This window comes from Saccharopolyspora karakumensis, assembly GCF_004349225.1.
Classification (GTDB): domain Bacteria; phylum Actinomycetota; class Actinomycetes; order Mycobacteriales; family Pseudonocardiaceae; genus Saccharopolyspora; species Saccharopolyspora endophytica.
In genome coordinates this window covers 1-23,175 of sequence record NZ_SMLA01000035.1, presented here as the reverse complement: position 1 = coordinate 23,175, position 23,175 = coordinate 1, and the positions used below count along the sequence as shown (strand labels likewise).

The following is a 23,175-nucleotide window of genomic DNA, read 5'->3' as shown; positions in this document are numbered from 1 at the left end:
AGATCGCTTCGATCGAGGCGACGAGGAGGGTGTGGCGAATGAACGCTGTGCAGACAGGGCTGCTGGCCGGGTTGATCCTCGGAGTTGCCGCTGCGGCAGGAGGTTTCACCGGTCTCTGATCGCGCTGGTCGCGAACCGGGTGCCGTTCCTCGCCGGGGCCGCGGCGCTGGGCGTGGTGCTGGTGGTCGCCGGGATCTGGTGGCTGATGCGGTCGCTGGCCCGGAGGGAGGGCCCGACGTGCCGTTGGCCGACGAGGACGGCGGCACGGCCACCATCGCCTCCGGCGCGCTCGCCGCGGCGGTGCGCAGCGACGCCGAGCAGGTCACGGGTGTGAGCCGCGCCCGCGTGCGGATGGCGGGCACCGAGCACCGCCCGCACCTGCGACTCGCGCTGTCCCTGCAGGCAGGCGCGGACGTGCGCGGGGTGTGGGCGGAGCTGGACGACGAGGTCCTCGACCGCGCGCCGAGCGCTGGGGACCGAACGGCTGCCGGCTGCGATCCACTTCCGGTTGGAGCGCGCGGCCGGCCGCCGGGTCAGCTGATCGGTCAGCGCTTGAGGACCTTCGTGGTGCGGCGGAAGGACCAGAGGACGACCAGGGCGGCCAGCGCGGTCAGCGGGGTGCCCATGGCGATCTTGGCGAAGGCCAGCCAACCGGTGGAATCGGTGAGGTAGAGCCATTCCTTCACCACGAACCGCCCCGCGAAGACCAGCAGCACCGCCAGCGACGCGAGGTGGTGGGCGCGCAGCGCGGACCGGTTCTGGCGCCAGGCGTTCCCGCCGCCGTGCAGCAGGTTCCAGATCACTCCGGTCAGCGGACGACCGGCGAGCATCGAGACGAGCACGACGACCGCTCCGGCGAGGCTGGCCCAGATCCCGATGAGGAAGAAATCCTTGGCCGAGCCGGTCCAGGCCGCGACACCGCCGGCGACGGCGATGGCCAGGACGCCGCCGAGCGCCGAGGACGGCTTCTCGCCCCGCAGCAGGCGAAAACCGGTGAGCGCCAAGGCCCCCGCGAGCGCGATGCCGATCGACGGGGTCAGCGGCAGGAACGCGGTGGCGGTCACGAACACCACCACGGGCAACGTCGTGCACAGCATTCCCATCGGCCCGCCGAGCCCGTCGAGCAGCGTTTGCTGGACGTTGACGGGCTTCTGCTCGGCCTGGGGCGCGTCGGTTTCGGTCCTGGTCATTGCGCGTCTCCTATGTGGCGGGTGATGAAGCGGTCGGCGGCGTGGAACATGGCGATGACGTTCTCCCGGTTGACGAACATGTGCCCTTCGTCGTCGAAGACCAGGTACTCGACCTCGATGCCGCGCGCCCGGACGGCTTCGACGATCAGGTCCGATTCCTCCTGCACGACGCGCGCGTCGTTGGCGCCCTGGACGACCAGCAGCGGGGCGCGGATCGCGTCGACGCGGGTGATCGGCGAGCGGGCCAGCATGTCGGCCTCCTGCTCCGGATCGGCCGGGTCGCCGACGTAGCGGAACCAGTTGTTGACCAGCCCGGGTTTGACGAAATCGGGTTGGGTGCGCATGAAGTTCGCGAGGTTGGAGATGCCGACGTAGTCGACGACGGCCGCGAAGCGGTCGGGGGTGAAGGTGGCGCCGACCAGCGCCGCGTAACCGCCGTAGGAGCCGCCGAAGATCGCGACCCGGCCGGGGTCGGCGTAGCCCTGCTCGACGGCCCAGTCGACGCCGTCGATGAGGTCGTCGTGCATCGCTCCGGCGAACTCGCCGATCGCGGCCTGCGTGTGCGCCTTGCCGAAACCGGTCGAACCGCGGAAGTTGACCTTCAGGACCGCGCAACCGCGGTTGGCGAACAGCTGCGCCACCGGGTCGAAGCCCCACGCGTCGCGCGCCCACGGTCCACCGTGGACCAGCAGCACCAGCGGCAGCCCCGACGGTTCGACCCCGACCGGCAGCGTCAGGTACGACGGCAGCTCCAGCCCGTCGCGGGCGGTGATGGTCACCGGCGTCATCGGTGCCAGCGACTCGGGGTCCAGGTGCGGCAACGGCCGGAACAGCAGTCGTCGCTCACCGGTGGCGTGGTCGTAGAACCAGGTCGCGCCCGGGTCGCGGTCGTGGTTGAACGAGGCGATCCAGCGCTGCCCGGCGTCGTCGGACGTGAGCTCGCCGAGGTCGCCGTCGGAGAGCTCCTGGAGCCGGGCCAGCACCTCGGCGAAGTGCGGGTCGAGCGCCCGGATCTCCTGGCGTTCGCCGAGGTAGCGGACGCCGAGCAGCTCGCCTGCGCGGTCGCGGATCAGCGTCGCGGGCGCGGTGGGGAACACCTGCGGGCGCGGGTCGAGGTCGAAGGCCGGGTGGCTGTCGACCTCGGTCGACTCGCCGGTGGCGAGGTCGATGCGGACCAGGCGGGTCCGGTCGGTGCCCTCGTTGGTGCCGAACCACATGCCGGTGCCGTCGGGCGTCATCTGCGACATTCCGCCGACCGGGTGGTCGGCGCCCGGAAGCAGCAGCACGCGCCGCAGCGCGCCTTCGGCGTCCGGGCGCAGGATCTCGACGTCGCCGTCGGAGGTGAGCGCGGTGACCAGCAGCTCGCCGCCACCGGCCTGGAACCAGGTCATGCCGAGTCCCGGGCATTGGCCGAGCATCGTGAGCTCACCGGTGGCGGTGTCGAGCTCGTGCAGGTCGAACTCGGCCGGGTTGCGCGCGTTGAGCAGGATCGCGAGCCTGCCGGGGCGCCCGAGGGACGGCTCCGCCGAGACCACCCGGGCGCCGGGGAACGGCGTCAGGTCCACGGCGGGCGAGCCGGGGGTGTCCAGGTCCACCCGGTGCAGGTGCCAGTTCTCGTCGCCGCCGTCGTCTTGCAGGTAGAGCAGCCAGCGCGGATCGTCGGTGAAGTGGAAGCTCTGCACGCTGCGGGTCTCGTCGGCGGTGACGCACCGCGGCTCGGCATCCGGGTCGAGGTCCTGCACCCACACGTTGAGCCGGTTCTTCCAGGGCGCGAGGAACGCGAACCTGGTGCCGTCCGGCGAGATCCGCGCCTTGGCGCGCTCCGGGTCGGCGAAGAGATCCTCGACCGCGAGGTGGTCGGGTCTGGTCATGTCATCCCCCTCGTTCGTGGCTGTGGAACAAGGAGAAGGTGTGCCGCTGCGGCATGCTCAAGCCCGCAGCGGGGTGATGCGGGTCACCCTTGACCGTGCCGCAGCGGCACGGTTTTGACTACGACGTGCAACGCCCTTGAGACGAGGAGAAACCCGGTGGCCTGGAGCACCCGCGAGATCGCCGAGCTGGCGGGCACGAGCCTGCGCGCCGTGCGGCACTACCACGAGGTGGGGCTGCTCGACGAGCCCGAACGGCGGGCCAACGGCTACAAGCAGTACGGCGTCGCCCACCTGGTCCGGTTGCTGCGCATCAAGCGACTGGTCGACCTCGGGTTCTCGCTGTCCCAGATCGCCGCCATGGGCGACGCCGACGACCACCCGGAGGAAGCCCTGCGCGCTCTCGACGCGGAACTCGCCGCCACCATCGAACGACTGCAGCGCGCCCGCGTGGAGCTCGGTCTCATCCTGCACCAGGCCACGCCCACCGACCTTCCGCCCGAACTCGGCTCCGCCGCGGCGCGCGCACCGATGACCGAGGCCGACCGCTCGTTCCTCGTCGTGGTCTCCCGGATCCTCGGCCCGAAGGGGTTGCAGGCCTACGTCGACATGCTGCAGAGCACCTCGAACGAGGGGGCCGGGGAGTTCGACGACCTGCCCGCCGACGCCGACGAAGCCACCCGCCAGGCCGTCGCCGAAGAGATCGCCGAGTTCACCCGAACGCTCTACGAGAAGCACCCGGGCCTGCTCGAACTCGACGCCGACGCCCCCGGAGGCTCCCGCCACGCCTGGACCACCGCGGGCAAAGCCCTCGCCGACCTCTACAACCCGGCCCAGCTCGACGTCCTCCGCCGAGTCCACCACCGCATCCGCGGCACCTGACCCGCGGCAGCTTCCCGCCAGGGCGTTGACCGGGTGGGGGTGGGGGTGTGTGCTCGTGGTCGAGGTGATCAACGATGCGCACTCACCGATCTCGTCGTGCGGCGGGACTTCTCGGGCTCGTGCTGGCCGCGGCGGTCTCACTGCCCGCCTCGGCGTCGGCCGCGGAGCCGTGGAACGGGGATTTCGCCGACTTCCCGGCCGATTCGTGGTCGCAGCAGTGGGGTGCGGTCGGTGACGGGCGGTTCGGGTTCGACCGGATGTCCGGGCAGGACGGGGCCGTGGACGTGTTCTACGGCCGGGGTTCGTCCGCACCGTCCTGCGAGGACTGCCCCGGCGAAGGCGGCGGCCAGTTCTACAGCGACTTCACCGCCGCCGGGCGCGGCGATCTCGCCGAGGCGCGCAGCCTCCAGCTGACCTACCAGGTCCGGTTCCCGGCGGACTGGGACTTCGGCAAGGGCGGCAAGCTGCCCGGTCTCTACGGTGGGAAGCCCGGCGAGGCCGGGGGCGGGAACCACGGTCAGGCGTGGTCGACGCGGTACATGTGGCGCAACGACGCCGGTTCCGGTGCGCGCAGCGCCGACGGCGAGGTCTACGTCTACGACCCGTCGATGGGCGACGGCTACGGCGAGGACGTCGGTCGCGGTGCCTGGCAGTGGCAGGCCGACGACCAGTGGCACACCGTGCAGCAGACCGTCGACCGCGACAGCGGGCGCATCGTGGTGAGCATCGACGGGCAGCAGGTGCTCGACGAGCAGGGGATCCAGCAGATCTCCGACATCCCCTTCGCCGGCGTCTTCTTCTCCACGTTCTTCGGCGGCCACGCCACCGAGTGGGGGCCGAACCGCGACGTGCACGCCCGGTTCCGCGATTTCCAGGTCAGCACGCCCTGACAGGTAACGAGCGGGTCGCGGTTGTGCGAAATCGCCGACGTGCCCGCGATCGGAGGAGGACATTCCGTTCCTGAGCGCTCCGCGGTGAGCGGAACAGGAACGGGAGGCCCGGGTGAAGGCACAGGCGAAGCGACGCGCGCTGTGGGCGGCGGTGACCGCGGGGCTGCTGCTCAGCACCGCTCCCGCTCTCGCGGCGGAGGATCCGGACACCGCGGTGCAGCGGACGTTCGAGTCGGCCGCGGCCGAGTTCGGCGTTCCCGCACCGCTTCTGATGGCCACGTCCTACCAGCTCACCAGGTGGGAGGACCACCGCGGTGAGCAGAGCAGGGCCGGCGGCTACGGGCCGATGCACCTCACCGAGGTCGACGTGGCCCGGCTGCGCGAGGAGAACCCCAAGCTGCGCGAGCTCGCCGACCACCCGGCGCTGCACACGCTGCCGGAGGCCGCGGAGCTCGTGGGCGTTGCGGCGGAGACGCTCAAGAACGACCCGGAGCAGAACGTCCGCGCCGGGGCCGCGCTGCTCGCCGCCCGCGCCGAGCGCCTCGGCGGCGGCGAGCTCCCGAACGACCTCGGCGCCTGGTACCCGGCGATCGCCGACCTCAGCGGCAGCCCGCGGGCCAGCGGTGCGCAGGACTTCGCCGACAGCGTCTACGACGTGCTCGGCCAAGGACGTGCGCGCACCACCTCCAGCGGGCAGCACGTCGCGTTCGCACCGATCCCCGAGGTGGAGCCCGACCGCGACCTCTCCGCGAACGCTCTCGCCGAGGACGAAGCGGAAGCCGAAGCCGAAGCCGAGTGCCCGGATTCGCTGGACTGCCGCTTCATCCCCGCCGCCTACGCGCCGACCGACCCGGAGGACCCCGCAGCCGGGTACGGCAACTACGACACCGCCGAGCGGCCCGACGACGTCGAGATCGACTCGATCGTCCTGCACGACACCGAAGTTGCCTACCAGACCACGATCTCGCTGTTCCAGGACCCGGCGCACGGTGCCGCCTCGCACTACGTGATCCGGTCGTCCGACGGCGAGGTCACGCAGATGGTGCCCACCGAGGACATGCCGTGGCACGCCGGTAGCTGGGACCGGAACATGCACTCCATCGGCATCGAGCACGAGGGCTGGGCCAACGAGGGCGGCACCTGGTACACCGAGGCGATGTACCGCTCGTCGGCGGAGCTCGTGCGGTACCTGGCTGAGAAGTACGACATCCCGCTGGACCGCGAGCACGTCGTCGGCCACGACGAGGTCAGCGCCGACAAGCCCGCCGGTGCCGGGGCCGAGCACTACGACCCGGGCCCGTACTGGGATTGGGCGCACTACATGAACCTCGTCGGGGCACCGCTCGACGGCGAACGAGGTGAGGGCGAAGCGGTGACCATCCACCCGCGCTTCGCCACCAACCAGCCGCCGGTCACCGAATGCCCGGACGGCGCCTGCCAGGAACTCCCCGCGCAGCCCGCGAACTTCCTGTACCTGCGCACCGAGCCGCGCGATGACGCACCGCTGCTGAGCAACCCGGCGCTGCACCCCGACGGCGAACCCGGCACCACCCGCATCGAGGACTGGTCGGCCAAGGCCGCCACCGGCCGGGGCTACGCGGTCGCCGAGCGGCGGGGCGACTGGCTGGCGATATGGTTCGGCGGCGAGAAGGCGTGGCTGCGCGACCCGGGCGGCGAGAACACCTCTCCCGCCGAGGACGCCGACCTCGTCGAGGCCCGCCGCGACGGCATCCCGACCTACGGCATGGCGGCCCCGTCGCCGGGCGAGTACCCGGAGGGCATCGACCCCACCTTGATCGACCCGCTGCCGTACACCATCCCGGCCGGGCAGGTGTACGTCGCCGGAGACGGCGTGGACGCCACGGACTACCACGTGGGCTACGACGGTCTCGACGACCCGAACAACCACGTGGTCATCAGCGGAGCCGAGCAGTACGTGCGGATCTCCTACCACCACCGCTGGGTGTACGTGAAGCGTTCGGACGTCAAGCCGGTCGCGTGACACCCGGTGCGTGCGGGGCCAGCGCGGCGGTGAGGCCGAGCAGGGCGAGCCCCGCGGTCGGGAAGAGCACGCTCCAGGGCGCGGTTTCGGCGTAGTCGATGGACTGCGCGAGGATCGCGCCCCACTCCGGGGAGTCGTGCGGTGCCGCGAGCCCCAGGTAGCCGAGGCCCGCGAGGGCGAGGGCGTTGTGCGGCAGCCGGATCAGCGCGTGTCGCAGGACCGGCGTGAACACCGAGGGCAGCAGGTGCCGGGTGATGACGTGGGCCCGGCTCGCTCCGGTGGCGATGGCGGTGCGGACGAATCCCGAGGCGCGCACTTCGGCCGTCAGGGTCCGGGCGTGGACCGCCAGGGGGATCCAGGCTACCGAGCAGACCGCGACGACGGCGCTGAGCATCCCCGGCCCGGCCACGGCCGCGACCACGACGCCCGCCAGCACCGGAGGCACCGCGTTGAGGACGTCGGCGACACCCGCGCGGGTGCGGGTCATGCCCGAGGCCAGGCCGACGACCAGCGCCACCGCGCTGACCACCAGTGATCCTCCGATGCTGAGCAGCGCGCCGTGGCCGAAGCGGGCGAGCAGGTCGCGCCCCAGCGAGTCGGTGCCGAACGGGTGCGCGGACGTCGGGGCCTGCAGCCGGTCGGTCAGCGCGATCGCGTTCGGGTCGCGCAGCAGCCCGGCCAGCACGGCGACGGTCAGCGCTCCCGCCGCCACCAGCGCCCAGCGCGCGCTCCCGGCCGAGTCCGATGTGGACTGCGGGATGCCGGTGCTGCGCAAGGCGGGTCCCAGCATCCACCGGTGCGCGAGTACGCCGAGGCCGCCGAACGCCAGGCCCAGCAACGCGAGCACGATCACGCACCCCTGCACCAGCGGCAGGTCCTGCGCGAGCACGGCGTTCAGCGCGGTCGCGCCGAGGCCGGGGATGGCGAAGACCGCCTCGACCACGATCCCCGAACCGAGCAGCCCGACGAACAGCAGCACCAGCTGCGGGAACGCCACGGCCACCGAGCGCCGCACCACGGCCCGCAGCATCACGCGCCGGCGAATCCCGTTGGCCCGCCACACCCGCACCCACGGTTCGGCCAGCGCGCCGTCGATCGCGCTCGCCAGCACCCGGCCGAGCGCACCGGCGGCCGGAAGCCCCAGCGCCAGCGCGGGAAGCGGCATGTTCGCCGGACCGGACCAGCCCGAGGTCGGCGCCAGCCCCCAGTGCACGGCGAGCAGCACCAACAGCCCGGTGGCCAGCAGGAACTCGGGCAGCGCGGCGAGCACGGCGCCGGTGGCCAGCGCGCCCCTGCCGACACGACCCGATCCCCGGGCGGCCCGCCACAGGCTCGGTGCCAGCACCAGCAGGGCGCACACCAGCGCCGTCAGCGCGGCGACGAGGGCCAGCGTCACGGAGATGCCCGCGGCCCGGCCGAGCGAATCCGACACCGGGACGCCGCTCACCCAGGAACGCCCGAAGTCCCCGCGCACCGCACCCGCCAGCCAGCTCAGCACTCCGGTCACCGGGTCGTCGGGGATGCCGACGTCGCGCCGGATCGCGGCGAGCACGGCCGGGTCGAGCTCCTGCTCGGCGGAGCGGGCGCGCAGCACGGTCTGCGCCGGGTCGTCGCCGCGCAGCCACGGCAGCGCGCCGACCACGAACGCGGGGACGAGCACGGCGCCGGCGGTGACGAGCAGTCCGCGCAGCACCGTCCTCATGCGCCGTGCGAGGTTTCGACGGTGATCAGCCTCCGGTCGAAGCTGTCCTCGGCGACGCCGCTGACGCCGGGCGCGACGCCGATGCGACTGCGCTCGTGCGCGATCGGGACGATCGCGTCGGTGCCGAGCACCCGCTCGGCGATGCGCACCGCGGCGCGTTCGCGCTCCTGCGGGGGCGCGCCCTGGGCAGCCTCGACGGCGGCGTCGATGGCCGGATCGCACAGCCGCGACAGGTTGTACCCGCCGTCGCAGGTCCAGTCGCTGCGCAGGTAGCCGACGGGGTCACCGGTGTCCACCGAGTAGTTGCGGGCGCCGATCACCACGTCGTAGGCGCCGGAGAGCAGATCGGACTCCATCGTGGAGAACTCCTGCACGACCACGTCGGTCACCTCGAAACCGGCCTCGCGCAGGTCCTCGGCGACCACCGAGGCGATCTCGGGCAGTTCCGGGCGCTCGTCGTAGGTGGCGATGCGGATGCGGCCGCGCGGCTGGGCCGCTGGAGCCGGAGGCGGTGGGGCGGCGGTCGCCCAGGGGCTCGCCGGGCCGAACAGCCCCCGCGCCGGATCGGCCTGGCCCGCGTAGACGCCCTCGGCGATGCGGGCGGGGTCGATGGCCTGCCGCGCCGCCGCGCGCATCACCGGGTCGGCGAACACCGCGGAGCGGGTGTTGAGGTGCGCGCCGATCAGCCGGGGCAGCGGCACGTCGAGGACCTCGTTGCCCTCGACGGCGGGCAGCTGCGAGACGGGCACGGTGTCGACGACGTCGACCTCGCCCGCGCGCAGCGCGTTCGCCCGGCTCACGCCGTCGGCGATGAACCGCGCGTCCACACCGGACGCCTTCGGCGCCCCGTCCCAGTAGCGGGGATTGGCGTTGAGCGTCGCGCCCGCGGCGCCCTGCACCGAATCCAGCACGTAGGGGCCGGTTCCGGTGCGCACCGGGTTCGGCGACGCCGGGTCCGCGTAGGCGGCGGGGGCGAGGATCGCCAGCTGCGGAGCGGTGAGCCGCTGCGGCAGGATCGGATCCGGTCGCGCGGTGGTGATCTCCAGCGTCCTCTCACCGGCGGCCTTCGCCGTGAGCTGCACGCCCTTGAGCGCGCGGGGCGGGGTCGTGGCGGCGACGACGTGGTTCAGGGAGGCGGCGGCGTGCTCGGCGGTCAGCGGTGTGCCGTCGTGGAAGGTGACGCCAGAGCGCAGGTTCAGCCGCAGCGTGCGCGGGTCGGCCTGCTCCCAGCTCTCGGCCAGCGCGGGCCGCGCGGTGCCGTCGCGGTCGAGGACGGTGAGGGTTTCGGCGGCGCCGAGCTTGGTGAGCAACAGCGCGTCGTCGCTGTGGGGCGAGAGGTTCGCGACCGGCTGGAACGACATGGCCACGCCCAGCCGGTCGTCCGCACCACCGCCGGGAGCGGCGGCGAAGCAGCCGGAGAGCACGAGCGCGCCGGCTAACAGCGCGGCGACGCGGGCGAGTCCCTGGGACATGGGGAGTGGACCTCCTCGGGCGCGGAAGCACCCAGATTAATGAGAACGACTTTCATTCCTGTACCGCCTGGCGAGTATCAGCAGCGTGAGACCACCCACAGCCGGCAGCAGCGCCAGCACCGACCACGGCACCGGCGCCGACGGGCCCGGACTCGCCGCCAGGTCGAGCAGCCCGCCCGCGACACCGCTACCCACGAGCACCGCGAGACCACCCGCCGAAGACAAGAACCCGTAGTACGAGCCGAGATTGCGCCCACCGGCCATTCGGGGCACCAGGTCCTGGGCCACGGGAACCGCCAGCATCTGCCCGAAGGTCAGCAGCACCACGAACAGCACCGCCGGGAGCAGCGACACCGCGCCGGGCAGCGTCCACGGCGAGAACACCGCCACGACGGCGAAAGCGAGGCTGAGCAGGCCGAAACCCAGCGGTAGCGCGCGATGCGCGCCGAACCGGTGCCGCGCCCACGCCGCCAGCGGCAGCTGGCCGACGACGACCACGACCGCGGCGAGCGCGAACATCCAGCCCAGCGCCCAGTCCGCGCCCACCCGGCCCAGCTCCACCGGCAGCGCCAGGTAGAGCTGGTTGTAGCTGAGCAGGTAGGCGCTGTAACCGGTGGCGAAGACCAGGAACGTGCGGTTGCGCGCGATGTCGGCCCACCCGGCCAGCAGCGGTCGCCGTTCGGCGTGCGGTCCGCGCGGCAGCCACCGCGCGTGCGCGGTCAGGACGACCGCGAAGACCGCGGCCGCGACCGAGCAGGTCAGTCCGAAGTCGACGCTGAGCAGGACCGCGCCGAGCAGCGGCCCGGTCACCGCGCCGACCTCGCCGCACACGGCGAACAACCCGAACAGCTCGGTCCGGGAGATCACGCCGCGCTCCTCCAGTTCCGCGCCCTGCACGGCCAGCGCCGATTCCACCGCGGGCGAGAACAGCGCCGCGGCGAGCCCGATCAGCACGGTTCCGACCAGCACGGTCGCGAAGTCTCCCGCCGCGGCCAGCACCAGGAATCCGGCGATGCGCACCGAACATCCCGCGAGCACCGCGGGCCGGACGCCGAAGCGGTCGGCCAGCGCGCCGCCGATCGCGAACATGCCCTGCTGGCTGAAGGTGCGGACGCCGAGCACGATGCCGATCGCCCAACCCGCCATCGCCAGGTCGTCGGCCAGGTGCGTGGCCAGGAACGGCACCACCAGGTAGAAGCCGATGTTGAACGCCAGCTGGGTCAGCAGCAGCAGGCGGGCGAGTCCGGGCAGCACGGCCAACCGCGCCAGCAGCGACCACCGGCCGCGCCGGGTGTCGGCGGCGGTCACGCGCGCGAGGTCGGCAGGGCGATCTCGAAGTGGACGATCGCTTCGCCTTCGCCGCGCGCGTCGTGGACCTCCTTGGCGAGGCTCCGCCAGAAGGGTTCCGCGCCGTCGATCTCGGGGTCGGTGTGCAGGTAGGCGGTGTCGTAGCCGGATTCCGCGGCGAACTCGCAGCACTTCTCGACCAGCGCGCGGGCCAGCCCGTGCCTGCGGTGCGACGCGCGGACGTAGGTGCGCACCAGCTGCGCGGTGGCGCCGCGCGCGTAGTGCTCGGCGAGCCACAGCGGGTTCGGCGGGCTCTTCGGGCCACCGGCCCGCAGGCCGGCGGTGGCCACGACCTCACCGCCGAGGTCGGCGACGAACAGCGCCTGCCCGGGAGTGCGCAGGTAGGTGCGTTCGAGGTCGATCACGTCGGCGTGCCACTCCGGCACGTAACCGGAACCCATCTCGCGGTAGAAGGTGTCGAGCATCAGCGCGCGCGCACCCTCGACGTCCTCCGGGCGGGCCTGCCGCAACGCGTAGTCGCCGATCCGCTGCACCTCGTCCACGTTCCCCCCTAGGTCACGACCAACCCCTCCGAGGTTAATCACTCCTCGATTGCTGTTGCAATGAGGTGGCAACAAAAGGGGTGTGCGGTCAGGACCGGCGCTGGGCCGCCTGGTCGAGGAGCTCGCCCACGGTGCGGCTTCCGGCGGCGGTGTCGCCGTTGAAGCGGCGCAGGATCTCGATCCGCGCCTCGGCCGCCTGACCCTGCGCGACCTGCAGCAGCAGCAGGTCCTTGTCGGCCGACGGCAGATCGGTCACCCAGGCGCCGAGCGCCTTGGGGTCGAGCCGCTCCTGCAGCGGCGTGCTGTTCTCGGCGGCCACCTCCAGCAGGTCGTCGTCCAGCCGCAGGAACTCCGCGAGCGCGGTCTGCGCGGCGGTGAGCTGCGTCAGCCCCGGCGGCACGACCGGTTCGAGCTCCTCCTCGGCGCTGGTGTCGAAGGCGAACTCGTCGCGCTCCCACGTGCCGTAACCGGCCAGCCACGCGAGGTACAGCGGACGCAGGTCCCCGGCGGCGATCTCGTCGCGGACACCGGCCAGCCGCGGCAGCAGTCCATCGTGGCCGGTCGAGCCGGAGGGCTCCTCGTCCTCGCTGATGAAGTCCAGCACCACGTGCTCCTCGGAGCTCCAGACGTCGACGCGCTCGGCGACCTCGAACTCCTCGGCGATCGCGTCGTCGAGGTCCCCGCGCGGGACGCGGATCATCAGCCGGTGCGCGCCCCAGCTGGTCACGTGCAGGTGCGCGTCGTAGTAGGACTCGATCAGCACGTCGGGGTCGCCGCGGAAGTCGTCCTGCTCGTAGGTGGCGACGAAGGCGGTGTCGCTGATGACCGCCCGGCTGGACAGCTCCCGCACCTCGGCCTGCTCGTCGTCGCTCAACGGCCGGTCGACCGCGAGGAACTCGTAGTGCTGGTACTCGGTCACCGAAAATCCTCGCAGCTCTTGGGGAACACCGGGCCGCCAGGCTACTCACCGGTGGTGCCCGGCCGGGGAACGCCTCGAATCATCCGTGCTTCGCCCGTTGTGATTACTGGCCGCGAACATCACCCAGGGCGCTGGTATGTATCGATTTCGGGCGAACCGGACGGGTTCGCCTTCCCCGAAACACCTTCATTCTTGGAGGAACAATCATGAGACGCGCTCGCTGGATGCTGGGTGCACTCGGCGCGATGGCGGTCTTGTCGGTCGTGCCCGCGCCGTCGGCCTCGGCCGATTCCGTGCTCGTCACCAAGATCACCACCGTCGCCGACAAGTCCCGATGGGTGGTCAACGGACCGGACTCGGTGATCCGCACCGTGCAGCCCCACTCGGCCGCGCAACCGCGTTCGGCCGATCAGTGGGTCATCGCCAAGCGCCCCGACGGTGCGATGACCATCCAGAGTCAGGAGAACCGCCAGTGCGTGACCGCGGAGGCGCGCTCGGGTGGTGAACTGCGCACCGCCGAATGCGATCCGGCCAACGCCGCCCAGGTCTGGACGATCAACCGCCGCAACGACGGCACCGTCGTCATCAGCCCGAAGTCCACGCCGCGACTGGTCGTGGCGATCCAGCAGCCCCCGGCCAAGAACGGCGCACTGCAGCTCACCGAACGAGAACAGGTCACCAGCAATTCCACGAAACCCGATCACAACACCATGGACACCCAGTCGTTCAAGCTCGACATCTGAGCGGACGGAGAAGACGGCTGCCCCACCGGAATTCCGGTCGGAGCAGCCGTCTTCTCGTGCGCGGGGACGGTTGTCAGGGCAGCAGCGGCAGGTTGAACGCCGGGTGGACGACGCACTCCCAGCCGCGAGGCTCAGCGGGAGTTCGCCGAGAAGTTCACGAGTGAGCGCGCCTGCCTGAGACCCCAAAGATCGGGTTCCCGCGCGCTGGGGGACTTGTGCGCGGGAACCCGACCTCATTTGGGGGCGTCCGTTCCGGTGCGCGGCATGGGGGGGTGGCCGAACACCGGGTTTCGGACGGGGGGTTTCGGCAGCGGGGTCAGGCCCGGGGTGGGGCGTGCCCACCACGAATCAGACCCGGCTGGGAACCTTGTTCAGGCCGTGACGGCGAGCCACTTGGAGCGGCCGGCGTGCGTGGGGATCCAGCAGCCGTTGCCCTCCGCGCCGGTTTCCAGCAGCGGTTCCGGCATGTGCAGGAGCTCGTCGATCACGTCGAGGGCGGGTCCGTTGGTTCGCCACAGCACTCGGCTGGGGAACAGGACGTCGGGCTCGTCCGCGGGGATGCGCGCCGCGTCGGCGTCGTTCTCGCCGAAGAGCTGCAGGATGTCGAAAACCCCGTGGTGCACGCGGATTCCGACCACGGCGACCAGGCTTCCGCTGGCATCTCGGGGATGCGTGAACTGGAAGTCGCGGGCGACCAGGGCTTGCAGGCCGTTGGTTATGTCGTTCATGGCGCCACCGTTGTTCGTCGTAGGGGCTCAGACCATGTGGCGACCAGTTCAGACGATCAGATCGTCGAACTCGCCGTCCTTTGCTCCATTGAGGAACGCTGCGATCTCGTCCCTGCTGTAGACCAGTGCCGGGCCCTCCGGGTAGCGCGAGTTTCTGACAGCAACCCCACCGTCGACCAACGGTGCCAGCTCCACGCAGTTACCCACCGCTCCGCTGTGGCGGCTCTTGCGCCAGTCAGCGTTGGGAAGCTGCTTCGCGGGCATGCCGTTCTGGATGTTCGTCATCCGAACCCCACCCTTCCCCGACTCTCATCTTGCACGGATCACCTGCACGTGCAGTTGATCGTGCAGCAGAAGGTATCAGTTGCAGATGCACGATTGAATGCACGTGCAGTGCGCTGAGAGCGTGATCACACCGCCAGGTGTAACGCCCACGGCGGCACTCGGTGCCGACCGCGTGGCGAACGGTCGTCCTTGATCGCCCGAACGGGCGAGAAAACTGGGAAATTCCCGGTGGGGCTCAGAATTCCCGGAGGCGTTCCTGCATCAGCTTGCGGGAGCCCTCCGGAGTCAGCGCGTCGACCGCGAGCCGGTGGCTGACCTTGCTGTAGGTCTCGACTTCCTCGGCCTTGTCCAGGTACAACGCGCCGCAGAGGTGTTCCAGGTAGACGATGTCCGGAATCTCCGGCTCGGCGAACCGCAAGATCGTGTAGGCGCCTTCGGCAGCGGAGCGCCCGAGCGAGAAGGGCAGCACCTGGAGGGTGACCGTGGGCAGCTTCGTGGAGTCCAGGAGGGACTCGATCTGCTCGCGCATCACCGTCTTGCCGCCGATCGGCCGGTGCAGGACGGACTCGTCGATCACGGCCCACACGCGCGGCGACTTGGGCTGGGAGAACATCCGCTGCCGCTGCATGCGCAGCCGGACCCGGCGGTCGACCTCTTCGTCCTCGACCTCGGGGCGCCCCTGGGTGGCGACGGCTCGCGCGTAGCGCTCGGTCTGCAGCAGGCCCGGGACGAACTGGAGCTCGTAGGTCTGGATCCGGGAGGCGGACTCCTCCAGGCCGACGAAGTCCTGGAACCACGGCGCGATCAGGTCGTTGTAGCGGTTCCACCAGCCCGGCTCGTTGGACCGGCGCACCAGGTCCAAAAAGGACTCGCGCTCGGACTGGTCGTCCACTCCGTACAGGCTCAGCAGGTCGGCGACGTCGCGTTCCTTGAAGCCGACGCGACCGAGCTCCAGGCGGCTGATCTTCGAACCCGAACCGCGGATGGCGTACCCGGCGTCCTCGCGGGAGATCTGCTTGGACTCGCGCAACCTGCGCAGCTGGCTGCCCAACACGAGACGGCGGGCCGTGGGGCCGCTTCCCGTGGCGCTGTCCGGGGCCACGCGAGACCTCCTGCAGGGGGTTTTAGGACGTTCTACGTCCCACTGTCGACGCGAAGTGGTTGAACGTTACGGGAGGCGATAGTAGTGGAATACGGCCGCAGGTCTAGTAGCTTCCCCGGTTCGGACGATCTTGCGCAGGTCAACGGGGTGAAATCAACGGATTGCGGAGCGTTGAAATCCGCTCGAAATCCGTCTGCGGGGTCGATCAGCGGTGGAAATCACTCGTGCGGGGCGGTCCATCCGCTGAAAAGCACTCGATAGGCTCGTCGATGTGCTGACTTTGTCAACGGTGAATGTAAATGGTTTGCGTGCCGCCGCGAAGAAGGGATTCGTCGAGTGGCTCGCGGAGACCGGTGCGGATGTGATCTGCATGCAGGAGACCCGCGCCGAACCCGACCAGCTCACCTCGGAGGTGAGGGAGCCCGCAGGCTGGCACGCGGCCCTGGCCCCGAGCTCGGCCAAGGGCCGCGCGGGCGTGGCGATCTACAGTCGCACCGAACCGGAGGCCGTCCGCATCGGTTTCGGCTCGGCGGAGTTCGACGACAGCGGCCGCTACCTGGAGATCGACCTCCCGGGCATCACGATCGCCAGCCTCTACCTGCCCAGCGGTGAGGTCGGCACCCCGCGCCAGGACGAGAAGGAGCGCTTCATGAAGGAATTCGGCGAACACCTCGCCGGACTCCGCGAGCGCGCCTCCTCCGCGGGCCGCGAGGTCGTCGTCTGCGGCGACTGGAACATCGCCCACCGCGAGGTCGACCTGAAGAACTGGAAGGCCAACCAGAAGTCCGCCGGTTTCCTCCCGGAGGAGCGGGCGTGGCTGACCGAGGTCTTCGAGTCCGGCTACACCGACGTCGTCCGCCACCTCCACCCCGAAGGTCCCGGGCCGTACTCGTGGTGGTCCTACCGCGGCAAGGCCTTCGACAACGACTCGGGTTGGAGGATCGATTACCAGGTCGCGACCCCTGGACTTGTCGAGCGCGCGACCAAGGCGGTCGTCGAACGCGCACCCAGCTACGACAAGCGCTGGTCCGACCACGCCCCGGTGACCGTCGCCTACGACTTCTGATCGCGGCCGAGTCGGTTCGGGAATGGTGGCGGATGGGTCGTCGCCGGCACGGGTGATGGGTGTCTTGCGGCACACTGATCGTCGTGCCGGGACGACACCGCGGCCCGCGACCCGGCAGAACTCCTCGACGCACATCGTTTTCCGGTCAGGGAAGACTTCGAGGAACATCTCTGGGCAACGATCTCGACGCCGTCTACGGCCCCCGTCTCTTAATCAGCCCGCATGCCACCGAGTGGCCGAACTGGGGCCCGGACCGAGTCCAGCGGTGGCTCGGTTATCTTGCAGCTCACCTGACTCGGCTCGGCAGCTGTGATCTCACTTGGTGGCGTCTCGGCACTGGCATTGATAACATCACCCGTGCCGTTATCATTACTTGCCTTGTCGGCTGGTCGGGTTGGTTTGCGGGTGCTCTCATGAGCCCGATGACCGTGAGTTAATCTTCCGTCTCCGGTGTTCCGTTGGTGCTCCTTTATGTGCGCCAACCGGGGTCGTTGCTGCTTTTGTGAATGTGTCAGGACACCACGGCAAGAGCCAGAACGATTCCGTTTACGGCTTCGGCGGCGAATGCTGAGAGGCCTGACGTTCGCGGGGTTCAAGAAGGAGATGAGGTGCTCGTCGGGGTGGTTCTCGGTTTCTCGGCCGGAAGTTCGGAAGAGCTCGCAGGGACAACATCGATCACTATCCAAGTCGGCGCCTGGAATGCGGGCAGTATGGTTGAGGAAGGCTGGGCGGACTCTCGGGCGGGCTCGTTTTTGGGCTTGTGAATCTCGTGGCTCTGCTTCTCGGTGGTCGCCGCGACCCGGAGAAGTCCGTGAGTGCGTAGCAGCTCTTGATTGCTGACGGCGCGGTCACCCTCGTGCGTATAATTGCTGCGGCAATCACAGTGGGGAGTGTCGTCGGGTTCGTGGTGTTCGATCGCGCACCCACGTTTGCCGCGCAGCTTTGCATTGGGTTTCTGGTCGGAGCAGCGGATGGAGCGGTTCGCCTGCTTGGCTCTGCGTGGGGGATCGGTTCATTTTTGCGCGCCTTTGGCTCCCGCTGACCGGGCGCTTGCCTCGGTCCACGAAACGCTTCCTTGCCGTGGCGAATTGCGCCAAGCAGGTGCGGTCCACCAATTCCGCCACGCTCGGCTCCGTGATCATCTGGCCCGCCGGCATCAGAGGTAGTCGCCACCGGTCCGGTCTCGAGCTGCGCCTGGAAGTGGGCTCATCGGGTCTTTCGTCCCTGTTTCGTGCCGCGAAGCGCGCCGACACTGGATCCGAGGTCTGCGATGATGTGGAGGTCGACATGGCTGCTCCGAGCACTCCGCAGTGGCACGTCGTCGGGGGCTGGTTCGACGCGTGCAAGTGCGCGATTCCATGTCCGTGCTCCTTCGCGCAGCCGCCGACCTACGGCGACTGCAACGGCGTCCTGCTGTGGCACATCCGTGAAGGCAGTTACGGAGACACCGCCCTGGACGGGCTCAACGTCGCGATGCTCGGCTCGTTCGTCGGCAACGTGTGGAGCGGTGAGCACAGCGACGCCCGCGCCGCCATCTTCATCGACGAGCGAGCCGACGAATCGCAGCGCGCGGCGCTGCAGAAGATCTTCGGCGGCGAGGCAGGAGGCTGGCCGAAGCAGTTCGGCGAGATCTTCGGCCCCGAGATCGTCGCGATGGAGTACAGCCCGATCGAAGCGTCCATCGCCGATGATCTGGCCACCTGGAGCGTCCGCATCCCCGGCAAGGCCGAGGCGACCGTCGAAGCGCTGACCGGTCCCGCCAGCCCCGAAGGCGCACGTGTGGAGGTGCACAACCTGCCGGGCTCGGAAGTCGGACCGGGGCACGGAGCGGCCGTCTGGGGCAAGGCCACCGCGGACCGGGCCGACGCGTTCGGCTTCAGCTGGGACCGCTCCGGCTACTCCAGCAAGTACATCCCCTTCGACTGGTCCGGGCCGGACGCGGCATGACCGGCACTGCGCAGGCGCGCGGCGTCCCTTCGCTGCGGTCCTGGTCCGGGGTGGAGGTGGTGCTGGCCGCGGTTCTGCTGGCGCTGGCGGGGGTCTCCTGGCTGCTCAGCGGAGTCCTCGGCATGCCCGAGATGCGGATGGGGCTGCTCACCGGCATGGGGTCGGCCGAGATGATGTCGGGCGGACCGGCGCCCTTCGCCCTGTTCCTCGGTGTCTGGGTCGTGATGATGGCCGCGATGATGTTGCCGGCGATCACGCCGTTCACGATCGGGGTGTTCAGGCTGGTGCGGGCACGGCGGAGACGCGGAGTGCTGCCGCCCCTGACGTTCGGGTACCTGCTCGTCTGGACCGCCGCGGGCGTTGTCGCGTGGGCGGTCCTGCGCGGGTTCGACGCGATCGGCCACAGCACCGCGTCGGTGCGGGTCGGTGCTGTCGTGCTCCTGGTCGCCGGTGCGTACGAGTTCAGCCCGTTGAAGCGCTGGTGCTTGGTCCGCTGCCGATCACCGCTGGCGCTGGTGGTCAGGCATGGCGACGCGGTGGTCGGCGGAAGGCTGGGGGCGCTGCGGGTCGGCGTGCACCACGGCGGGTACTGTCTCGGCTGCTGCTGGGCGCTGATGGTGGTCCTGCTCGCCGTCGGTGTGATGAACCTGCTGTGGATGGCCGTTCTCGCCGCGGTGATCTCGATCGAGAAGGTGCTCCCCCGAGCGGAGATCGTCAGCTCCGCGCTCGGCGCGGTGTTGGTCGGTGCGGGCGTCGTCCTGCTGATCGCGCCCGGGTTGCTGGCCCCGATGGTCTGAAGCGTCCTCGCGCCGAACCGAAGCTCCCGTCGGCTCGTGTCCGCCCGGACTCAGGGCGGGCTTGACCTCCAGTTAGGTCGAAGTTCGACACTCGTCGCATGGTGAAGCCCGAAGAAGGCCCGATCCTCTTCCGGAACACGATGCGGATCACCGAGGGCCACTTGGACGAGTTCAAGGACGCGGTGCGCGAGGCGGTGGAGTTCGTCGAGGAGCGCGGTCCGCAGCTGATGGTGGACGTGTTCATCGACGAGGAGCGGATGCTGGCCTACAGCTACCAGCTCTACCGCGACTCCGATGCGATCCGGGAGCACTGGCGGCTCTCCGACCCCTACATCCGCGGCGTGATGGAGCACTGCGAGGTGGAGCGATTCGACGTCCACGGTCATCCCGACGACGCGGTTCGCGAGGGTCTTCGCCCGATGGCCGACTCCGGCACGCCGCTCACCATCACCGAACGCGCGACCGGTTTCGCCCGGTTCGCGTGAGGGGCGCGACGGGCGCGAGTTCGCGATGAATCCGCGCCCGCTCGAACTCACAGGTACGGCGTCGTGATCATCTCCAGGCCGTGGCCGGCGGGGTCTGTGAAGTAGACGCCGCGACCTCCGTGGTTGTGGTTGATCCGGCCCGGTTCGGCGCCGTGCGGATCGGCCCAGTGGTCGATGTCGCGCTCCTGGATGCGCGCGTAGGCGCGGTCGAAGAGGGCGTCGTCGACCAGGAACGCGTAGTGCTGCACCTGGATCTCCACCGGTGGTTCGGCGAATTGCAGCAGCACGCCGCCGTCGAGCTGGACGTTGGTGAACACGCCCCACGACGGGGCTTGTGGAACCTCGAAGAGCTCCCGGTAGAACCGCGCGGATTCCTCGCGATCCTTCGCGGCGATGATGGTGTGGTTGAACGTGACGCTCACAGATCTCTCCTCAGTGGACTGCGGTGCTCAGTCGTGGAGGAACGCGGGCTGAACGGATGTCGACGCGCTCGTCCGCCGTCGTCAGACGGGTGGGAGGAGACCTCCCCCTCCCGAACGAGAGGGGGAGGGGCGCGAGGCCCGCGGAGAGGTCAGCTCTCTACCGGGTAGCCAATCCGTGCATGGCTCAACGCCGCCCCGGTCATCATGAGATGAAAGCTAGCCGGAACGGCTCGTGATCGCAACGGTCCTGCTCGGCTCACCGGGTGGGTTCTGCACGATCAGAGATCGGTTGGGAACCTCTGCGAGGTGTGCGGTGAGGTGACTTGGGCTCCGTGATCAGGCACAATGAGGCGGGGAGGTGTCGACCATGCACGAGTTGATCGAGGCGAAGCGCGATGAGGTCGAAGCGCTTTGCCGGATGCTCTCAGTGCGTCGGCTCGACCTCTTCGGTTCGGCGGTGGGAACGGCGTTCGACGTCGACAGCGGTGACGTCGATGTGCTGGTCGAATTCGCGGTTGGTCCTGGGTTCGACTACTTCGGCACTTACTTCGACTGAAAGAGGGGGTTGGAGAACATCCTCGGTCGTCCGGTCGACCTCGTCAGCGCTGCGAGCATTCGCAACCCCTACTTCAAGCAGCAGGTCCTGGATACCAGGGAACTCCTCTCTGCAGCGTGACGTTCGGACGTACCTCTGGGAGGCGCTCCAGGCCGCAGAACTGATCGGCGAGTTCACCAAGGGTGAAGACTTCGCGTCGTACCAGGCGCAAGCCATGTCGAGCGGCAGTTCGAGATCATCGGTGAGGCTCTGAACCAGTTGTCGAAAGCCGATCGGGAGCTCGCCGAGAAGATCCCCGACCTACCTCGAATCGTGGCCTTCCGGAACATTCTCATCCACGGGTACGCCACAGTCGACGACGCCTTGGTGTGGCAAGTGCTCACCGACAGGCTTCCTCCTCTTTCCGATGTGTTGAGGAAGTTGCTGGAAGCCTGACGGCGCGCGGTCTCACCGCTTGCGGTAGGTGAGGTGTAGGACGCCGCTGTTGAAGGGTTCGGCGTCGGCCAGTTCGAACCGGGATGGGGAGAACTCGCCGTCGGACAGGGGGATTCCCGCGCCCGCCACCACCGGGTGCAGCTTGATGATCAGCTCGTCGATCTCGGGTCGCAGCGCGGCTGCGAGCTTCCCGCCGCCGCACAGCCAGATGCCCGCGCCCGGTTCGCGCTTGAGCTCGCGCACCTTCTCCAGCGGATCGGTGGAGACGAATTCGACGGTCGGGTCCGGGGTTTCGGTGATGCTGCGCGAGAACACGATGCTGCGCAGGTGCCGGTAGGTGCCCCTCGTGGTCCTCGGTGACCATAGCGGCGCGGCGATGAGTTCGGCGGCCCTTTTCCGTCTACCTCTTCGACGAGTCCGTCCGAGGAGGTCCGCGTTGATCGATCTGACACCCGCCTGCCACCGGCTGGCCGGACTGCTGAGCGCCGTGACCGACGACCAGCTGGACCTGCCGACCCCGTGCTCGGAGTACGCGGTCCGCGACCTCATCGCGCACGTCGACGAGGCCGCGCAGGGGTTCACCGCCCTGGCCTCGGCTCGGCCGGGCCCCGGCGACGCCCGAGCTCACGTGCTGGAGCTGGCCGACGCGTGGTCCGCGCCGGCCGCTTGGGCAGGCGAGACCGAGGTGGGCGGCGTGCCGCTGCGCAACGAGGTCTGGGGCCGCATCGCCCTCACCGAGGTGGTGGTCCACGGCTGGGACCTGGCGCAGGCCACTGGAGCGGGGTTTCACCTGCCCGAGGACACCCTGCGGGCGTGCTGGGCCCACGTTCGCGTGTTCGTCCCCAGCGCGCCGCTGCCGGAGCTGTGGGGACCTCCGGTCGAGGTCGCCGACGACGCGCCGCTGCTGGATCGGATCGTCGCCATGACCGGACGCGCTCCCGGCCTCAGCGAGCGATGTGCTCGTTGAGGGGAACTCCGGGGTCGCCCAAGGCTTGGCGGTCGATGGTGGTGCCGGAGGTGATGAGGGTCTTGATCTGCTCGGTGACGTCCCAGATGTTGACGTTCATGCCCGCCAGCACCCGGCCCTGGGAGAGCCAGAAGGCGATGAACTCGCGGGCCTCGACGTCACCCCGGAACAGCACCTCGTCGTACTCGCCCGGTTCGACGAAACCGAGGTACTCCATGCCCAGGTCGTACTGGTCGGTGAAGAAGTACGGCAGCTCGGAGTAGCTGGTGTCGCCGCCGAGCATCGACGAAGCGGCGACGGCGGGCTGGTTGAGGGCGTTGTTCCAGTGCTCGACGCGGATCTGCTTGCCCAGCAGCGGGTGGAAGGCGTTGGCCACGTCGCCCGCCGCGACGATGTTGGGATCACCGGTCCGCAGCGTGGCGTCGACCAGGACGCCGTTGGAGACGCGCAGCTTGGCCTCGGCGGCCAGTTCCACGTCCGGATCGGCGCCGACGGCGATCAGCACCGCCTGGGCGTCGATCTCCAGCCCGTCGGTCAGCCGCACCCCGGTGACCTTCCCCGACGGCGCGAGGATCTCGTCGATCGCGGTGGTGAAGCGGAAGGACACGCCCCGATCCCGGTGCATGGCGGCGAAGACCTCCGCGACCTCGCGGCCGAGGACGCGCAGCAGCGGCAGCTCGGCGGTCTCCACCACGGTCACGCCGACACCGGCCTGGCGGGCGGCGGAGGCGACCTCCAGCCCGATCCAGCCCGCGCCGACCACCACCAGGTCCTCGATGCCGGCCAAGGTCTCCTTGATGCGGTCGGAGTCGCCCACCCGGCGCAGGTGCAGCACGCCTTCGGCGTCGTGGCCGGGGACGGGGAGGG

The 23,175-nt window shown here is 69.9% G+C and carries 24 protein-coding genes and 1 pseudogene; 11 read left to right on the top strand and 14 right to left on the bottom strand.

What is annotated here, in order from left to right; translation table 11 throughout:
* Positions 1 to 105 precede the first annotated feature (105 nt).
* From E1202_RS31515 to E1202_RS20870, 3 genes are all read right to left on the bottom strand, one after another.
* A complete protein-coding gene (locus E1202_RS31515; RefSeq protein ID WP_165943926.1) occupies positions 106 to 369 on the bottom strand; it encodes a hypothetical protein in 264 nt (87 codons plus the stop codon).
* Positions 370 to 545: 176 nt separating this feature from the next.
* The gene (locus tag E1202_RS20875; protein ID WP_132684835.1) at positions 546 to 1,190 is read right to left on the bottom strand and encodes a DUF3159 domain-containing protein; all 645 of its coding nucleotides are present in this window, start codon (positions 1,188 to 1,190) and stop codon (positions 546 to 548) included.
* Positions 1,187 to 3,061 carry a S9 family peptidase gene (locus E1202_RS20870; protein ID WP_132684834.1) on the bottom strand — a complete coding sequence of 625 codons (1,875 nt, stop codon included), beginning with the start codon at positions 3,059 to 3,061 and terminating at the stop codon, positions 1,187 to 1,189. The genes E1202_RS20875 and E1202_RS20870 overlap by 4 nt, the downstream gene beginning before the upstream one ends.
* Before the next feature lie 156 nt (positions 3,062 to 3,217).
* Here E1202_RS20870 and E1202_RS20865 point away from each other — a divergent pair, with 156 nt between their 5' ends.
* The 3 genes from E1202_RS20865 (at position 3,218) to E1202_RS20855 (ending at position 6,832) form a co-directional block, all read left to right on the top strand.
* Positions 3,218 to 3,940 carry a helix-turn-helix domain-containing protein gene (locus tag E1202_RS20865; RefSeq protein ID WP_132684833.1) on the top strand — a complete coding sequence of 241 codons (723 nt, stop codon included), beginning with the start codon at positions 3,218 to 3,220 and terminating at the stop codon, positions 3,938 to 3,940.
* Positions 3,941 to 4,014: 74 nt separating this feature from the next.
* Positions 4,015 to 4,830: a polysaccharide lyase gene (locus tag E1202_RS20860; protein ID WP_235878750.1), complete on the top strand. Its 816-nt coding sequence runs from the start codon at positions 4,015 to 4,017 to the stop codon at positions 4,828 to 4,830.
* Between the two features lie 112 nt (positions 4,831 to 4,942).
* Positions 4,943 to 6,832 carry an N-acetylmuramoyl-L-alanine amidase gene (locus tag E1202_RS20855; RefSeq protein ID WP_132684832.1) on the top strand — a complete coding sequence of 630 codons (1,890 nt, stop codon included), beginning with the start codon at positions 4,943 to 4,945 and terminating at the stop codon, positions 6,830 to 6,832.
* Here the strand turns inward: E1202_RS20855 and E1202_RS20850 are convergent.
* From E1202_RS20850 to E1202_RS20830, 5 genes are all read right to left on the bottom strand, one after another.
* Positions 6,816 to 8,534, bottom strand: a complete 1,719-nt coding sequence (locus E1202_RS20850) for an ABC transporter permease subunit (protein WP_132684831.1) — start codon at positions 8,532 to 8,534, stop codon at positions 6,816 to 6,818. The genes E1202_RS20855 and E1202_RS20850 overlap by 17 nt on opposite strands.
* Positions 8,531 to 10,006 carry an ABC transporter substrate-binding protein gene (locus E1202_RS20845; protein ID WP_132684830.1) on the bottom strand — a complete coding sequence of 492 codons (1,476 nt, stop codon included), beginning with the start codon at positions 10,004 to 10,006 and terminating at the stop codon, positions 8,531 to 8,533. Before E1202_RS20845 ends, E1202_RS20850 begins: the two co-directional genes overlap by 4 nt.
* Positions 10,007 to 10,042: 36 nt before the next feature.
* Entirely contained in the window at positions 10,043 to 11,314 is a 1,272-nt protein-coding gene (locus E1202_RS20840; RefSeq protein WP_132684829.1) for an MFS transporter, read from the bottom strand.
* On the bottom strand, positions 11,311 to 11,856 hold the full coding sequence (locus E1202_RS20835; RefSeq protein WP_235878748.1) for a GNAT family N-acetyltransferase: 546 nt from the start codon (positions 11,854 to 11,856) through the stop codon (positions 11,311 to 11,313). The genes E1202_RS20840 and E1202_RS20835 overlap by 4 nt, the downstream gene beginning before the upstream one ends.
* An 88-nt stretch (positions 11,857 to 11,944) precedes the next feature.
* Entirely contained in the window at positions 11,945 to 12,775 is an 831-nt protein-coding gene (locus E1202_RS20830) for a hypothetical protein (RefSeq protein WP_132684828.1), read from the bottom strand.
* 206 nt (positions 12,776 to 12,981) lie between these two features.
* Between E1202_RS20830 and E1202_RS20825 the strand changes: the two genes are divergently transcribed.
* Positions 12,982 to 13,518: an RICIN domain-containing protein gene (locus E1202_RS20825; protein ID WP_132684827.1), complete on the top strand. Its 537-nt coding sequence runs from the start codon at positions 12,982 to 12,984 to the stop codon at positions 13,516 to 13,518.
* A gap of 371 nt (positions 13,519 to 13,889) precedes the next feature.
* Here the strand turns inward: E1202_RS20825 and E1202_RS20820 are convergent, their stop codons facing one another.
* The 3 genes from E1202_RS20820 to E1202_RS20810 form a co-directional block, all read right to left on the bottom strand.
* Positions 13,890 to 14,246 (bottom strand): hypothetical protein, encoded by a 357-nt coding sequence (locus tag E1202_RS20820; protein WP_132684826.1) that lies wholly within the window; start codon positions 14,244 to 14,246, stop codon positions 13,890 to 13,892.
* A 48-nt stretch (positions 14,247 to 14,294) separates the two neighbouring features.
* Positions 14,295 to 14,531: a DUF397 domain-containing protein gene (locus tag E1202_RS20815; RefSeq protein ID WP_093413953.1), complete on the bottom strand. Its 237-nt coding sequence runs from the start codon at positions 14,529 to 14,531 to the stop codon at positions 14,295 to 14,297.
* Positions 14,532 to 14,766: 235 nt separating this feature from the next.
* Complete coding sequence (locus tag E1202_RS20810) at positions 14,767 to 15,633, bottom strand: helix-turn-helix domain-containing protein (RefSeq protein WP_132684825.1); 867 nt, start codon at positions 15,631 to 15,633, stop codon at positions 14,767 to 14,769.
* A 271-nt stretch (positions 15,634 to 15,904) separates the two neighbouring features.
* Between E1202_RS20810 and E1202_RS20805 the strand changes: the two genes are divergently transcribed.
* The 4 genes from E1202_RS20805 (at position 15,905) to E1202_RS20790 (ending at position 19,928) form a co-directional block, all read left to right on the top strand.
* Positions 15,905 to 16,699: an exodeoxyribonuclease III gene (locus E1202_RS20805; protein ID WP_132684824.1), complete on the top strand. Its 795-nt coding sequence runs from the start codon at positions 15,905 to 15,907 to the stop codon at positions 16,697 to 16,699.
* A gap of 1,287 nt (positions 16,700 to 17,986) precedes the next feature.
* Positions 17,987 to 18,646, top strand: a complete 660-nt coding sequence (locus tag E1202_RS20800; RefSeq protein ID WP_132684823.1) for a DUF1326 domain-containing protein — start codon at positions 17,987 to 17,989, stop codon at positions 18,644 to 18,646.
* The gene (locus E1202_RS20795; protein ID WP_132684822.1) at positions 18,643 to 19,443 is read left to right on the top strand and encodes a DUF2182 domain-containing protein; all 801 of its coding nucleotides are present in this window, start codon (positions 18,643 to 18,645) and stop codon (positions 19,441 to 19,443) included. The genes E1202_RS20800 and E1202_RS20795 overlap by 4 nt, the downstream gene beginning before the upstream one ends.
* A 98-nt stretch (positions 19,444 to 19,541) precedes the next feature.
* Positions 19,542 to 19,928, top strand: a complete 387-nt coding sequence (locus E1202_RS20790) for a hypothetical protein (RefSeq protein WP_132684821.1) — start codon at positions 19,542 to 19,544, stop codon at positions 19,926 to 19,928.
* 47 nt (positions 19,929 to 19,975) lie between these two features.
* Here the strand turns inward: E1202_RS20790 and E1202_RS20785 are convergent, their stop codons facing one another.
* Positions 19,976 to 20,350 (bottom strand): VOC family protein, encoded by a 375-nt coding sequence (locus E1202_RS20785; protein WP_132684820.1) that lies wholly within the window; start codon positions 20,348 to 20,350, stop codon positions 19,976 to 19,978.
* 376 nt (positions 20,351 to 20,726) lie between these two features.
* Here E1202_RS20785 and E1202_RS32265 point away from each other — a divergent pair, with 376 nt between their 5' ends.
* Positions 20,727 to 20,906, top strand: a complete 180-nt coding sequence (locus tag E1202_RS32265; RefSeq protein ID WP_235878746.1) for a hypothetical protein — start codon at positions 20,727 to 20,729, stop codon at positions 20,904 to 20,906.
* Positions 20,907 to 21,164: 258 nt separating this feature from the next.
* Positions 21,165 to 21,341, top strand: a complete 177-nt coding sequence (locus E1202_RS32260) for a HepT-like ribonuclease domain-containing protein (protein WP_235878743.1) — start codon at positions 21,165 to 21,167, stop codon at positions 21,339 to 21,341.
* 12 nt (positions 21,342 to 21,353) lie between these two features.
* Here the strand turns inward: E1202_RS32260 and E1202_RS20770 are convergent.
* Positions 21,354 to 21,677, bottom strand: a pseudogene (locus E1202_RS20770) (dihydrofolate reductase family protein); the annotation flags it as partial.
* Between the two features lie 100 nt (positions 21,678 to 21,777).
* Between E1202_RS20770 and E1202_RS20765 the strand changes: the two are divergent.
* On the top strand, positions 21,778 to 22,308 hold the full coding sequence (locus tag E1202_RS20765; RefSeq protein ID WP_132684819.1) for a TIGR03086 family metal-binding protein: 531 nt from the start codon (positions 21,778 to 21,780) through the stop codon (positions 22,306 to 22,308).
* On the opposite strand, the gene E1202_RS20760 is transcribed toward E1202_RS20765, so the two are convergent.
* The coding region (locus E1202_RS20760) for an NAD(P)/FAD-dependent oxidoreductase (protein WP_132684818.1) at positions 22,286 to 23,175 on the bottom strand (890 nt) is incomplete at its 5' end. The genes E1202_RS20765 and E1202_RS20760 overlap by 23 nt on opposite strands.